Annotated in this window: 4 protein-coding genes; 1 reads left to right on the forward strand and 3 read right to left on the reverse strand. The window is 70.5% G+C overall.

Annotation, left to right across the window (positions count from 1 at the left end):
• Positions 1-66 precede the first annotated feature (66 nt).
• From MAA8898_RS27075 to MAA8898_RS11075, 3 genes are all read right to left on the reverse strand, one after another.
• The gene (locus MAA8898_RS27075; RefSeq protein ID WP_176445129.1) at positions 67-10,989 is read right to left on the reverse strand and encodes a DUF7933 domain-containing protein; all 10,923 of its coding nucleotides are present in this window, start codon (positions 10,987-10,989) and stop codon (positions 67-69) included.
• A 238-nt stretch (positions 10,990-11,227) separates the two neighbouring features.
• Positions 11,228-12,442: a type II secretion system F family protein gene (locus MAA8898_RS11070; RefSeq protein WP_245853363.1), complete on the reverse strand. Its 1,215-nt coding sequence runs from the start codon at positions 12,440-12,442 to the stop codon at positions 11,228-11,230.
• Positions 12,439-13,920, reverse strand: coding sequence for a GspE/PulE family protein (locus tag MAA8898_RS11075; RefSeq protein WP_094021075.1), 1,482 nt, complete (start codon positions 13,918-13,920; stop codon positions 12,439-12,441). Before MAA8898_RS11075 ends, MAA8898_RS11070 begins: the two co-directional genes overlap by 4 nt.
• Positions 13,921-14,379: 459 nt before the next feature.
• On the opposite strand from MAA8898_RS11075, the gene MAA8898_RS11080 reads away from it, so the two are divergent.
• Complete coding sequence (locus tag MAA8898_RS11080) at positions 14,380-15,075, forward strand: Hint domain-containing protein (protein WP_176445130.1); 696 nt, start codon at positions 14,380-14,382, stop codon at positions 15,073-15,075.
• The last annotated feature ends 44 nt before the right edge of the window (positions 15,076-15,119 follow it).

The raw sequence follows: 15,119 nt of genomic DNA on the forward strand, positions 1-15,119 counted from the left end.
CCCTTGACGCAAAAGGCCCGGTCGCATGACCGGGCCTTTGTGGTTTTCAGTCGCGGGGAAGCGCGGTCAGAAGTCGACCTGCACCCCGTGTTCCACCTGCCAGGTCTGCGCCTGCGGCATCGACAGCCGGGTCACCACCGCGCCGGCGCCGTTCAGGATCGGGCGTTCGCGCTTGATGTTGAAGGTCAGGCTGCTGTCGTCCTCGATCCGCTCGGCGTCGATCTCGAAGCCGAAAGTAAGGCCGCTGGCGCTGTTGGTCTTTTCCCAGGCCAGCGTCAGGCCGACGCCGCATTCCGCGTCGCTGTCGTAGGAATTCAGCGTGCAGGTCAGGCGCGGGGTGATGGCGGTGCGCATCCGCGTCGCCAGCGCCTCGGACCCGCCGGGGGCCGCGAGGCTTTCAAAGGTGATCTCGGCCGTGGCGCGCATGCCGCTGAAATCGTCCAGCTTGATCACCCCGGTGTGGGTCAGGCCCAGCTGGCGCGCGGTCACGTCGGCGTCGCCCGCCAGCGCATAGGCCAGGTCCAGCGCCACCCGCGGCTTCATCACGAAGCTGTCGAAGGCGTGCTGGCCCGAGATCCCCACCCCGGCAAAACCGGCGAGGTAGCCATAGCTGCCGCGCGCGTTGATCGGGGCGGCCGCGGCGGCAAAGTCGATGTCGAAGCGGTGCCTGCCCGCCGCACCGGCGAGGTAGTAGTCGAGGAACAGACCGTCGGAGATGCCGCGCGCGCCATAGAACCCGCCGTTGACGCCAAAGCCGGTGATATCGCCGTCGCCCAGCCCGCTGACGTCGGTGCGGCTGAAGTAGCCGCCGACGAAGTAACCGGCAATCTCGCTGTCCGAGATGAACTTTTCCCGCTGGAAGGCGAATTGCAGCAGGGCCTGGAGGCCGGTATCCTCGGTCTTGTTCAGCGTGAAGCTGCCGTCGACGATTTCCCGGGTGTCGGTCGCGCAGTTGTAGGTGTCGCGGCCAAAGGTGCCCGCGGCGGTGCCGGTGGCGTCCTTGATTTCCAGGCTGCCGTCCACGTCGAAGGCCGACAGCGTGCCGCAGGGCAGGTCCTGCCCCTCTTGCAGCCGCGCCAGCGCGCCCTTGGCCATGCGCGAGAAGTTGCGCTGCTGGGTGTCGATCGTGTCCTTGAGGTCCTCTTCGAGGATCTGGGTCAGCGGTTCGCGGATCTGGTCGACGAGGTCGTCCGTCACCGTCACCGTGGCCAGCGTCAGCGGGTAGCCATCGTAGCTGAGGTCGGCCGAGGCGACCGTCACGGTGGGCTGGCAGGTATGCGTGCCTTCGACCTTGTCATCGTCCTTGGCGCGGATCGTCAGCGTCTGCGGCGTACCGAAATTCGCCGTGGTGAAGGTCATCGAGGCGGGCGACACGCTGCACTGGCTGTCGCCGGCAAAGTTCAGCGTGACCGGCGCGGAGGGTCCGCCCAGCAGGACAAAACTCATGCTGGCGTCGTCGCCGCCGCCCTCGCTGGTGACGAGGTCGACGTTGGTCACCGCGATGACGGCGAAGTCGTCGTCGGTGATCGTCGCCGAGGCGCTGAGGGTGGTGCCCAGCTCGGTGGACAGGTCCCCCGAGGCGATGGCGGTCAGGGTGGCGGTCACGGTTTCCGGGCCTTCGACCAGGACGTCCTCCAGCACCGGGAGGGTGACGGTGGCCGAGGTGGCCCCCGCCGGGATCGTCACGGTGGCCGCGGGCGCGGTGTAGTCGGCGCCCGCCGTGGCGGAGCCGGTCAGCGCGAGGCTGACAACCGTGTCCTGCGTCGATACCCGGTCCTGCGTGACGGTGAAGGTCACGTCGGTCGGCACGCCGCCGTTGGCCTCGGCCCCGTCGGTGGAGGCGGTGAGGTTGACGGCATTGGTGGCGCATTGCGTCATCGGGATGTTGTTCGACAACACGAAGGGGTCGCCCGGTTCGATGGTGAAGCTGGTGTAGAACACCGGGTTCGCCGCCAGCGAGGCATCCGCGAGGAAGCCGCTGGCGCCAAATTCGGACGAGCCGAGGAAGGCCGGGTTTGCCGGCAGCAAGGTGGTCATGTCGAGGGTGCCCGAGGGCAGCCGCGCCGTGCTGGGCAGGCCGACGGAGGTCGGGTAGGTGATCGCCATGGTGAAGGTGCCGGGCACCAGCGCGAACCACTGCATTTCGCCGGTCGAGCCGTCGTGGGTGATGTTGATCCCGTTGGCGATGCCGAGCGAGGAGTTCGTGCCCAGCGGACCGCTGACCGAGAACGACCCGCCCGGGATGATCCGGCCGTCATCCTCGCAGTAGAAGTAGCCCTGGGGGTCAAAGTCCGAGGCATCCGGGATGCCGTCGCCGTCGCGGTCGGCAAAGGCGCTTTCCAGGTCGTCGGGGATGCCGTCGCCGTCCGCGTCGGGCAGCGGGACGGGATTGGGCACGCCGGTCAGGTGGGCGACGGCCAGCAGCGGGCCCGCCGCGGCCGAGAGGTTGCCCGCCGCGTCCGCCGCGGCCCCGGCCAGCAGCGTGATCTCGATCGGGCCGTCATGGTCGGGCGTGACGGTAAAGCTGTAGACCGCGCCGCTGCCGGTCAGCGCCGAGGCGCTGCCATTGTCGATGTCGACCGAGGCCAGGTTCAGCCCGATGACCGGCTCGGAGAAGGTGAGGCCAACGGTGAAGGCGCCCGATTGCGCGGTGAGCGGCCCGGTGAGGGTGGCCGTGGGCGCGAGCGCGTCCTTGGCCGCCGTGTCGGTGGCATCCGCGCCGGTGTTGCCGGCGGGATCGGTCAGCGCCACGGTCAGGGTCAGTGTGCCGTCCGACAGGCCCGACAGGTCCAGCCCGGAGACGGTATCGGTGGCGCTGGCCAGGGTGCCGGTGCCGGTGACGGGGGTGCCGCCGCCGTCCGAGGTGACGGTGAAGGCATAGCTTGCGCCCGGTTCCGCGCCTGCAAAGGTGAAACTGGCCGCCGCCTGGGTGAGGCTGTTGACCGGGTCCTGGTCGAGGGTCGCGGCATAGCCCGTGGGAGCGACGGTGTCCTTGACAGCCGAGGCAGTGGCCTGCACCGCCGCGTTGCCGGCGGGGTCGGAGGCATCCGCGGTGAGGCTCAGCGGCCCGTCCGCGAGGGCGGAGAGGTTGGCCGAGACGGTCCAGAGACCGCCCGTCACGCTGGGCGTCAGCGTCACCGATCCCGCCGCGCCGTCACTGACGACCACCGTGACGGGGGTGCCGTCGGGCAGGTCGGTCGAGGTGCCGGAGAGTGTGGCCGCCGGTGCCTCGGCGGCGTTGACCAGGTCATCCCCGGCGATCGGCGTGTCAAATGTTACGGTCGGCAGGGTGGCGTCGAGGGTCGCCGTGTCGGTCGCATCCGCGCCGGTGTTGCCGGCGGGATCGGTCAGGGCCACGGTCAGGGTCAGGGTGCCATCGGTCAGGCCGCTGAGGTCCAGCCCGGTGAGCTGATCGGTCGGCGTGACGATGGTGCCTGTGCCGGTGACGGGCGTGCCGCCAGCGTCCGAGGTTATGGCAAAGGCGTAGCTGGTGCCCGGTTCCGCCCCGGCAAAGGTAAAGCTGACGGCTGCCACGTTGCCTGCGTTCACCGGGTCCTGGTCAAGGGATGCGGTGTAGCCGGCGGGCGCGGTGGCGTCCTTGGTCGTGGTGTCCGTCACGTCCGCGCCGGTGTTGCCGGCGGGGTCGGTCAGGGCGACGGTCAGGGTCAGGGTGCCGTCCGACAGGCCACTGAGGTCCAGCCCGGTGACCTGGTCGGTCGCCGTGGCGAGGGTGCCGGTGCCGGTGACGGGGGTGCCGCCGCCGTCCGAGGTGACGGTGAAGGCATAGCTCGCGCCCGGTTCCGCCCCGGCGAAGGTGAAGCTGACCGCCGTGACGTTGGCGAGGTTCACCGGGTCCTGGTCGAAGGACACGGCATAGCCGGCGGGCGCAAGTGTGTCCTTGGCCGCGGTGTCGATGGCATCCGCGCCGGTGTTCCCGGCCGCGTCGGTCAGGGCCACGGTCAGGGTCAGGGTGCCGTCCGTCAGGCCGGACAGGTCAAGACCCGTCACCTGGTCGGTCGGCGTGGCGATGGTGCCGCTGCCGGTGACGGGGGTGCCGCCGCCGTCCGAGGTGACGGTGAAGGCATAGGTGGTGCCCACTTCGGCCCCGGCAAAGGTAAAGCTGGCCGCCGTCTGGTTGCCGCTGTTGACCGGGTCCTGGTCGAAACTCGCGGCATAGCCGGAGGGCGCGGTGCCCTCCTTGGCGGCGAGGGCGGTGGCCGGGGTGGCGGGGTTGCCGGCGGCGTCGCTGGCATTGGCGATGACGGTGATCGGCCCGTCTACGACGGCCGAGAGGTTCGACGTGACGCTCCAGACGCCGCCGGTGACGGTGGTGCTGTTGATCACGACGCTTGCGCCGGCGTTGTGCCAGACGTTGACATTGACCGTCGCGCCGTCGGTCAGGCCGGTGGCGGTGCCGGTGAGGGTGACGGCGGGCGCTTCGGCGGCGTTGACGATGTCGTCACCGGCGATGGGCGTGTCGATGGCCAGGGTCGGGGCGACGGTGTCCTTGGCCGCCGAGGCGGTGGCCTGCGGCGCGGGGTTGCCCGCCGCGTCGGCCACATCGGCCGTCAGGGACAGCGGACCCTCGGCCAGCGCCGTGAGGTCCAGCGTCAGGCTCCAGGCGCCGGCGGTGACCGTGGCGGGGCCGGAGACGCTGAGGGCGCCGTCGCTGGCGGCGACGGTCACGATGGCCCCGTCGAGCACGCCGCTGGCGGTGCCGGAAACGGTGACAGCCGGGGCTTCGGCCGCGTTCACGGTGCCGTCACCGGCGATCGGAGTGTCAAAGCCCGCGCCGGGCGCGGTGGCGTCCTTGGTCGCGGTGTCGCTGGCATCCGCCCCGGTGTTGCCCGCCGCATCGGTGAGCGCGGCGGTCACGGTCAGGGTGCCGTCACCCAGGCCGGAGAGATCCAGCCCGCTGACGGTGTCGGTGCCGGTGGCGATGGTGCCGGTCCCGGTGACGGGGGTGCCGCCGCCATCCGAGGTGATGGTGTAGGCGAAACCCGTGCCGACCTCGGCCCCGGCAAAGCTGATGCTCATGGCCGTCTGGTTGGCGGCATTCACCGGGTCCTGGTCGAAGGCGACGGTGTAGCCGGAGGGCGCAACCGTGTCCTTGGTCGCCGTTGCACTGGCCTGCGGCGCGGGGTTGCCCGCCGGGTCGGTGGCATCTGCCGTGAGGGTCAAAGCCCCGTCCGCGAGGCCGGACAGGTCGGCCGAAACGCTGAAGACGCCGCCGGTGACGCTGGGCGTCAGGATGACGGACCCGGCCGCGCCGTCCGACACGACAACCGTGACGGTGGACCCGTCCGGCAGATCGGTCGAGGTGCCCGAAATCGTCACGGCGGAGGCTTCGGCGGCGTTGACCACGTCGTCACCGGCGAGGGGCGCGTCAAAAGCCAGGCTGGGCGCGACGAGGTCCTTGGTGGCGATGTCGCTGACCTCGGTCCCGGTGTTGCCGGCGGCATCGGTCAGGGTGACGCGCAGGGTCACGGGGCCGTCGCTGAGACCGCCCAGCGGCAGCGGTGCGCCGACCGGCTGGGTGGCGGTGGTGACGGGTTCGCTGAAGCCGCTGAAGGTGACGCCGTTGCTGCTGAGCGAATATTCGAGCAGCGTGCCGACCTCGGCCCCGGTCACGGTAAAGGTCGCGCTGGCCAGGTTGGCGATGTTGATCGGATCCTGGTCGTAGGCGACGGTGTAGCCTGCGGGCGCGACGGTGTCCTTGGTCGCCGTTGCACTGGCCTGCGGCGCGGGGTTGCCCGCCGGGTCGGTGGCATCTGCCGTGAGGGTCAAAGCCCCGTCCGCGAGGCCGGACAGGTCGGCCGAAACGCTGAAGACGCCGCCGGTGACGCTGGGCGTCAGGATGACGGACCCGGCCGCGCCGTCCGACACGACAACCGTGACGGTGGACCCGTCCGGCAGATCGGTCGAGGTGCCCGAAATCGTCACGGCGGAGGCTTCGGCGGCGTTGACCACGTCGTCACCGGCGAGGGGCGCGTCAAAAGCCAGGCTGGGCGCGACGAGGTCCTTGGTGGCGATGTCGCTGACCTCGGTCCCGGTGTTGCCGGCGGCATCGGTCAGGGTGACGCGCAGGGTCACGGGGCCGTCGCTGAGACCGCCCAGCGGCAGCGGTGCGCCGACCGTCTGGGTGGCGGTGGTGACGGGTTCGCTGAAGCCGCTGAAGGTGACGCCGTTGCTGCTGAGCGAATATTCCAGCGTCGTGCCGACCTCGGCCCCGGTCACGGTAAAGGTGCTGCTGGCCAGGTTGGCGATGTTGATCGGGTCCTGGTCGTAGGCGACGGTGTAGCCTGCGGGCGCAACCGTGTCCTTGGCGGCCGTGTCGGTGGCATCGAGGCCGGTGTTCAGCGCCGCATCGGTCAGCGTGGCGGTCAGGGTCAGTGTCCCGTCGGCCAGCCCCGACACGTCGATCCCGGTGATCTGGTCCGTGGCGGTGGCGATCGTGCCGGTGCCGTTGACGCGCGGGCCGCCGCCGCTGGAGCCGATCTGGTAATCGTAGCGCGCGCCGATCTCTGCCCCGGCGAAGGTAAAGCTGACGGCGGTCTGGCCGGCGGCGTTCACCGGGTCCTGGTCGAAGCTGACCGTGTAGCCGGCGGGCGCCGTCACGTCCACGCCGGTGCCGCTGACGGTGATGTCATAGGGTGCCTCATCAACGTCGTTGTTGCCGATCGACAGGTCAAAGGAGAAGGCCCCCGCCGAAGTGGCGGTGTACTGCACCTCGACCGTGGTGCTGTTGCCGGGGGTCACCGACAGCGCCAGCAGGCTGGGCGTGTTGTCCACGGTGACGTTGACCAGGTTGGAGACGACCGGGTCCACCAGCGTCAGCGTTTCGGTGCCGGTGTTGGTCACGGTCAGGGTCAGGGTCTGCTGGAAGGTCGCCGGCTGATTGCCCTGCGGCAGGGTGCCGCCCGCCGCCACCGCGCCGCCGATGTCGCCCGAGACGCCGATTTCCGGGGTGATGACGGTCAGCGTGGCCGCGGCGGTGCCGGAGTTGCCCAGAGAGGAGGTTAGGGCGTTGCTGAGGTTGTTCAGCGCGCCCACCGCAGAGGGGGTCACGTCGACCGACAGGGTACAGGTCGCCCCGCCGGCCACGCTGCCACCGGAATAGGCGACGTCGGTATCCCCGGCCACGGCGGTGATCGTGCCGCCGGTGCAGGTTGTCGAGACGTTGGGGACAGAGGCGACCTGAAGCCCGGCGGGGAACGTGTCGGACAGGTCCAGCGCGAGGGCGTCGAGCACCGCGCCGCTGTTGTCGATGGTGAAGATCAGCGTGGTCGAGGTGCCCAGCGAGATGACCGGTGCGGCAAAGGCCTTGGAGAACAGCGGCAGCGGATCGGCCCGCAGCGTGTCGGTCGCGGTGCCGGAATTGCCGGTCGACGAGGTCAGGTCGCCGGTGGTGTTGACATGCGTGCCGGTCGCGGTGGCGATCACGTCGACCGCGACGGTACAGGTTGCCCCGGCGGCCAGGCTGCCGCCCGTGTAGGCGACGGTGCCGCTGCCCGCGACGGCGGTCAGGGTGCCGCCCGTGCAGGTGGTCGCGGCGCCGGGCGTGGCGGCGACCTGCATCCCGGAGGGCAGGTTGTCGGTGAAGTCCAGCGCCGAGGTGGCCAGGACCGAGGCGCTGTTGTCGATGGTGAAGGTCAGGGTGCTTTGCTGGCCCACGGCGATGGTCGCGGGGGCGAAGGTCTTGGAAAAGCTCGGCGGCGGTTCGACTTGCAGGGAGGCGGTTGCCTTCCGGGCCGAGAACACGCCCGAGGAGGTCAGCGCCGATGTTTCGTTGGGATAGCTGCCTGCTGCCGCGCTGGCCGGCACGGTCACGTCGACGTCAAAGGAGCAGGTGCCGCCGGCGCCCGCCACTTCGCCGCCCGAGAAGGTCAGCACGCTGGTCCCGGTGATCGAGGACCCCGCGCCGCAGGGGCTGGACGGCAGGCTGGCGGCCACCGCGCCGCCGAGCATGGCGTCGAGGTCGTCGGTAAAGCCGAGGCCGGTGACGGGGGTCGCGTTCGGGTTGGTGATGGTGAAGGTCAGGGTTGCGGTCTGTCCGGCGGCGGAGGGGCCGGCGAAGGACTTGGAGAACAGGGTGCCGACGGTGGTCACGAGCAGGTCGTCGCTGGCCGGGTCGCCGGTGACCGAAACCCCGGCCATGTCGCCGGTCACGGCGGAGGTGGTGTTGGTGTAGAGCCCGGCCGCGGCCCCGCCGGGGATGGCGACATCCACCGCGATGGTACAATCGGCGGACGCGGCCAGGGATCCGCCGGTAAAGGTGATCTGGTTGCTCCCCTGCCCCGCCACGGTGCCGCCGCAAGCGGCGAAATCCGCGCTGGCCATGGTCGCCCCGGGCAGCATCGCGCCGAGATCGTCGCCGAACGCGATGGCGCCGGCCGGCTCGGTGGCGGACAGGTTGGTCAGGGTGAATTCCAGCGTCACGGTGTCACCCGGCGCGACCGAATCGTCGGCGAAGCTCTTGGCCAGCCCCAACTGCACGCTGTCCACGGTCAGCGAGGCGACGGCCGGGTCGATGGTCACCGCGCCGTTCTGGTCGGCGGACAGGTTGCCCGTGGCACTGCGGAAACTCCCGTCGGGCGCCCCGACCGGCACCAGCACGCCGATGGCGATGGTGCAGGTCTGACCCGCCAGGACGCCGCCGCCGGAATAGTCCATCAAGGTCGCTCCGGGCGAGGTGGAGAGAAACACCCCGCCGCAGGTGTCGGCCCCGCCCGATGACAGGGTGACATCCGGCGCGCCGGGGAGGATGTCGGCCAGGTTGTCGCGGAAGAAGGTGATCGTGGCGTCGTCCGTCGGATGGGTGTTGCGGATGGTGTAGGTCAGCGTCGTCGTCAGCCCGGCGATCACCGAACTGGGGGCGAAGGACTTGGTGAACGTCAGGCCGGCGACGGTCAGGTCGGCGCTGGCCGGCGGGAAGGTCAGGCTCAGGCTTGCCCCGGTCGCCGTCAGGTTCGACGTGGTGTTGGTGAAGGTCCCGCTGGCCGCGCTGACCGGAACGGTGACGGGCACGGTGATCGCACAGCTGGCGTCCGCCGCCAGCGTGCCGCCGGAGTAGGACAGCAGCGACGTTCCGGTCATCGAGCCGCCGCAGGTGTTGACGCTGGGGGCCCCGGCGCTCAGCCCGGCCAGGGTGGCCGCCAGGTCATCGGTGAAGGCGATGTCGGTCACCGCCAGGGATTCCGGCGGATTGGAGATGACAAAGGTCAGGTCGACCGTGTCGCCGGGGGCGGCCGGCGCCGAGAAGGATTTGGCAAAGGACAGGCTGACGCCGCCCGACACGGTCAGATCGTCCGCCGCCGGGGCCGAGGTCACGGTGGTCGACAGGACGGAGGCGGTCAGGACATCGGTCCTGTCGGTATAGGTGCCGCCCGCCAGCCCGACGGGAATCGTCAGGGTCACGTCAAAGGTACAGTTGGCGCCGGGGGCCAGCGTGCCGCCGGTCAGGAACAGCCCGTCGCTGAAGAAGACGGATCCCCCACAGGCCGATCCACCGGGCGGAATGACCGCACTGACGGGCGTCGGCAGGAACCCGTTGTCAAAGGCCGGCGCAGGGAATGCCCCGCTGGTGTCGGACATGACATCGTTGAAGGCGATGGCGGTCGCGTCGGTTCCGGCGCCGGTGTTGGGGTTCGCGATCGTGTAGCGCACGACCACGTCACCGCCGGCGACAACGCTGTCGGGCACGAATTCCTTGGTGAAGGTCAGCGGGCTGGCGGCCAGGACGGTCAGTTTGTTCGAGGCCATGTTGCCGGTCACGGCATTGCCGTCGATGGTGCCGGTCACGGCCGAGGTCGTGTTGGTGTAGGTGCTGGCCGGCGCGGTCGCGGGCACGTCGACCGTCACGCTGAAGGTACAGGTCTCTCCGCCTGCGAGCGTCCCGCCGCTCAGGCTGACGGTGCCGCCGAGCGCCAGCGCCGAACCGGCGCCGCAGGGATCGCTGGCCGGCGCGGCGGACGAGGCGGACAGGCCCGGGAGCATGGAGGTCAGCACGTCGTCAAAGGCCACCGCGGTCGCGGGGTTGGACCGGTCGAGGTTGGTGATCGAGAATTGCAGCGTGGTGGTGCCACCGGGGCCGACCGGATCGTCGGTGAAATCCTTGGTGATCTGCAAGGTGCCCGCCGGGGCGCCGGTGACGGTGAGCGTATCGGTGGCCTTGCCCATGGGCACGAAGGAAAAGCTGCCCGAGGGGACACCGGACAGATCGACCGAGTTCGCATGCGCGCCCAGCGTGCTGCCCGCCACATCGACGGAAACCTGACAACTGGTGCCCGCCATCAGGAAAGCGGACGACAGGGCGATGCTGCTGCTGCCCGCGGCGGTTGTCAGGGTGCCGGTACAGGTCGTGCTGGTGTTCGCGGGGGTCGCCACGACGAGGCCGGCCGGCAGCGTGTCGGTGAACCCGAGGCTGGAGACCAAACCGGAGTTGGCGGAATTGTCGATGGTCAAGGTCAGGGTCGAGGTGCCCCCGAGGGGGATCGAGGAGGGCGCGAAGCTCTTGCTGAAGCCGGGGGTGTTGGTATTGACGGTCAGGTTCGCGGTCGCGGGGCCGGAGTTGCCGGCGCTCGAGGTCAGGTCGCCGCTGGTGTTGGCATAGGGGCCCGGGGCCGAGGCCGTGACGTCGACGGTAACGGTGCAGGTCTGGCCGGCGGCCAGCCGGGCCCCGGAAAAGGTGATGGTGCCGCCGGAGGTGGGTGCGACCAGCACGCCATCGGTGCAGTTCGTCGCGGCGGTGCCGTCGGCGATCGTCATCCCGGCCGGCAAGGTGTCCGTGAAGGCAAGGTTTTGCACGGCGCTTGCCGCGGAGTTGCCTATCGTGAAGGTCAGGGTCGAGACGCTGCCCGGGCCGATCGTGGTGGGCGCAAAGGCCTTGGCGAAGCTGGGCGCCGACGATTGCGCCTGAACCCCGGCCGGCGGCAGGGCCGACATCAGACAGACCAGCGCAAACCCAAGTACCCGATGAATCGCCGACATGTGCAGTCCCCTCGTCCCATTGCCGCCGCGGGTTGCGTGGCGCGGCAAATGCTGCGCCACGGGCCCCGCTGTGCCGGCCCGTTCCTGCACCATGCGTAGCGGCGGTGTTGACGTGGCGAAAGCACGCTGCGCGGGCATCGCCGCAAAACGGCCATGTCGGCGGGCATGTGCGGCTTTCCTGCGACACAATCGCCGGGCCCTGTCGCAGGGATGCCCGCCTTTTCGGCGGAGGGGCCGCTCAGGGCGCGACCAGCGTCTGCAGGTCGAAGATCGGCAGCAGGACGGACAGCACGATCACCAGCACCATGCCGCCCACCAGCATCATCAGCGCCGGTTCCAGCAGCGCCGCCAGACGCTTGCGCTGGGTCGACAGGCCGTTTTCCACCAGCGCCGCCGCCCGCCCGGTCATCCGCGCCACCCGGGCGGAGACCTCGCCCGCGCCGATCAGTTGCCGCGCCACCGGCGGCACGAAGCTGAGCGCCGAGAGCGCGGTGGACAGCGTTTCACCCTCGCGGATGGCGACGGCGACGGCCTCGGCCTCGGTGCGGAAACGGCGGATGGTCAGCACGGAGGCGGCGCTGTCGACAGCGATGGGCACGGTGTGCCGCGACTCCAGCACCAGCGCGAGGGTGCGCAGGTATTGCACCGCCGCGCCCGCCCGGATCAGCCCGCCGACCACCGGCAACCGCAGCAACAGCCCGTCTCGCGCCTCGCGCAGCGGCGCGACCCGCCCGCTGGCCACGCCCAGCGCCACCAGCGCCAGCGCCACAGCCCCCAGCAAGGGCAGGTGTCCCTGTATCCAGCGCGCCGCCCCCAGCATGACCTGCGTCAGCGCCGGCAGCGGGCGGCCGGAGGTTTCGAACAGCGACACGATTTCCGGCGCGACGGTGGTGAACAGCAGACCCGCCACCAGCACCGACACCACCGCCACGAAGGCCGGGTAGACCAGGGCCGAGCCCAGCTGCGCGCGGTCGCTGCGCGCCGTTTCCAGGTGCTCGGCCAGGGTTTCGAAGACGGCCGACAGCTCGCCCGCGCGTTCGCCCGCCTGCACGGCGGCGAGGTAGTAGCGCGGAAAGCCCGCGCCGGACTGCTCGAGCGCGGTGGCCAGGCTGTCCCCCTCCAGCAGCGCCGCCTGCGCGCGGGCGACCACCAGGTCCAGCGCCGCGGTGCTGCCGGCGCTGCGCAGCGTGCCCAGCGCGGCATCCACCGCCATTTCGGCCCCCAGCAGCACGGCCATCTGCCGGGTGAACACCGCCTGAAGGTCACGCGACAACCGCGCCCGGCCCAGCCCCGGCGCGCGCGGACCGCGCGCCTGTCCGCGCTCGGTCAGTTCCGAGACGTAGAGGCCCTGTTTCTTCAGCTGCTCGGAGGCGTGGCTTTCGGTTTCGGCCACCACGGTGCCCGCGCGGCGCCGCCCCTCGGCGGTGAAGGCGACGTAGCCGAAGGCCCTCACGCGCCGTCCCCGACGACGCGCAGCGCCTCGGCCAGGCTGGTGCGGCCCGCCGCGACGGCGCGCAAGGCCTGCCCCATCAGCCGGTCCCCCGGCGCCAGCGCGCTCTGCCACAGCGCGCCTTCGCCGGCGCCATAGGTGATCGCCTCGCGCAGATCCTCGTCGATCTCGAGAATCTCGAAGATGCCCAGCCGCCCGGCGTAGCCGCTGCCGTTGCAGGACGGGCAACCCGCGGGTTCCTGCAGCGCGGTCGGCAGCGGCAGCTGCGCCCGGTCGAAGTGGCGCGCCTGGGCCGGGGTCGGGGACTGCGCGCTGCGGCAGTCCGGGCAGAGCCGCCGCAGCAGGCGCTGCGCGATGACCCCGCGCAGGGTGGCGGAGATCAGGAAGTTTTCCAGCCCGAGGTCGCGCAGCCGGATCACCGCGCCGACCGAGCTGTTGGCATGCAGCGAGGAGAACACCAGGTGCCCGGTCAGTGCGGCCTGGGCGGCGACGCTGGCGGTTTCGCCATCGCGGATTTCGCCCACCAGGATGACGTCGGGGTCCTGCCGCAGGGTGGCGCGCAGCCCGGCGGCAAAGGTCATGCCGATCTCGGCGTTGATCTGGGTCTGGCTGATGCCGGTCAGGTCGTATTCGATCGGGTCCTCGACGGTGACGATGTTGCGTTCCTCGCGATCCGCCAGTTTCAGCAGGGAATAGAGCGTGGTCGTCTTGCCCGCGCCGGTCGGCCCGGTGGCGAGGATGATGCCGTTGGGCGTGGCGGCGAGCCGCTCCAGCAGGGCGATCTGCGCGCCGTCGAGGCCCAGCGCATCCAGCGGCATCAGTCCCGCCGCGCGGTCGAGGATGCGCAGCACGATGCGTTCGCCGTAGTTGCCCGGCAGCGAGCTGACCCGCGTGTCGATCATCCGCCCGCCCAGCCGCAGCGGGATGCGTCCGTCCTGCGGCAGGCGGGTTTCGGAAATATCCAGCCCCGCCATGACCTTGAGCCGTGAGACGACGCGTTTCACCGGCACGTCGGCGCGGTCCAGCACAGTCTGGAGAAAGCCGTCGATGCGCATCCGCACGCGCAGCCCGCCCTCGTGCGGCTCGACGTGCAGGTCGGACGCGCCGTCCAGCACCGCCTGCCGCAAGAGCTGGTTGACCAGCTGGATCACCGGCGCCTCGGCGGCGTCCTCCAAAAGGTCGCGGCCGCGGCTGACGATGCCGTCCTCGCGGATCTCGAAGGTCAGGCCCGGGCTGTCGGCCTCTTCGCCGCCCTTGTGGTAGAGCCGCGCCAGCACCGCCTCGAATGCCGCCGCGTCGATGCTGTGCAGGGGCGCGGCCAGGCCGACACGGCGCTGCGCCTCGCGCAGGCCGGTGGGGGTGGCCGTGGGTCCGGCGACCACGGCGGCACCGTCCAGCGCCACGCCGTGATCACGGGCAAAGGCATAGGGCAGCCGCGCCGGCGGCGCTGTCGGGGTCGGCAGCAAGGGGTCCTGGGGCATCCGGGTCTTTCATCGGCGCGCGCCACGGGGGCGCCTGCCATTTGTGCCCTCAACCGGGCGCTGGCCGCAACGCCCTTTCCGCAGGCTTTGCACCGCTGCGGCGCACCACTGGTCCGTCGATATACCTCTGGTTGCAGGGGTCGCTTGACAGTGTCGGTCCGGACTGACTCCATGGTAAAAAAACAGGCAGATACAGGCAATGCCGCAGACGGACAGACGCATGCGAGAGTCGGGTCCGGGCCATCCGGAGACGGCGCGGATCGCCACCCCTGACGCGCGGTCGACGGCTGCACGGCGACGGCCTTGTCTGGTACGCCGAACCACCTGCCCGCACGCCACCGTGACGGACAGCGGCGGCGGACGCGCCGCTGCTGCTCGGCCCCCGACTTCATTACCATTTAATAAAGGAACAGAGCCATGAGCGTTCCCACAAACCCTCAACAGACCAAACCCTCTTTCATGGGCACCGACACCCCGGGGCGCCTTGACGTCGAGTTCACCATGGAAAGTCCGGATTTTCTGCCTGGCGGTGGTCCGGAACACATGATCATCGGTCTCGACCCCATCCCCGACAGCATCGTGCCGTGCTTTGCCGCGGGCACCCTGATTGCCGGCCCGGAGGGGGAACGGCGGGTCGAGGACCTGGCCATCGGCGATCCGGTGACCACGGCGGACGGCCGCAGCGTGGCAGTGAAATGGATCGGCCGCACAACGGTCAGTCCGAGGTTCCGGCCGGCCGAACGGCTGGACCCAGTCCGCATCCGGGCCGGCGCCTTCGGCGACGGCGTTCCGGCCTGCGACCTGATGGTGACCGCCGATCACGGCATGGTGCTGGACGGGATGGTGATCAACGCCGGCGCGCTGGTCAACGGCACCTCCGTGCAGCGGATCGACTGGCGGTGCCTGGGTGACAGCCTGACCTACTACCACGTCGAGACCGAGGCGCACGACGTGATCCAGGCCAACGGCGCGGCGGCGGAGACCTATGTCGACTACGTTGCGCGCACGAGCTTTGACAACTTCGCCGAGTACCTGGCGCTGTACGGGCAGGAAACCGCGGTCGCCGAACTGGCGATGCCGCGGATCAGCGCGGCGCGGCTGGTGCCGGAAGCGCTGCGCGCGCGGCTGGCGGCCGGGGACCGACAGACGGCCTGAGCGGGGGAACGCGCTTCGAAGCGCGTTCGAAGGGCTTTGCAAAG

It is taken from the genome of Antarctobacter aquimaris, assembly GCF_900184945.1.
Lineage (GTDB): Bacteria > Pseudomonadota > Alphaproteobacteria > Rhodobacterales > Rhodobacteraceae > Maliponia > Maliponia aquimaris.

Coding starts and splice junctions, on each gene's coding strand:
- MAA8898_RS27075 (WP_176445129.1), bottom strand. CDS start 10,989: ATGTCGGCGATTCATCGGGTACTTGGGTTTGCGCTGGTCTGTCTGATG.
- MAA8898_RS11075 (WP_094021075.1), bottom strand. CDS start 13,920: ATGCCCCAGGACCCCTTGCTGCCGACCCCGACAGCGCCGCCGGCGCGG.
- MAA8898_RS11080 (WP_176445130.1), top strand. CDS start 14,380: ATGGGCACCGACACCCCGGGGCGCCTTGACGTCGAGTTCACCATGGAA.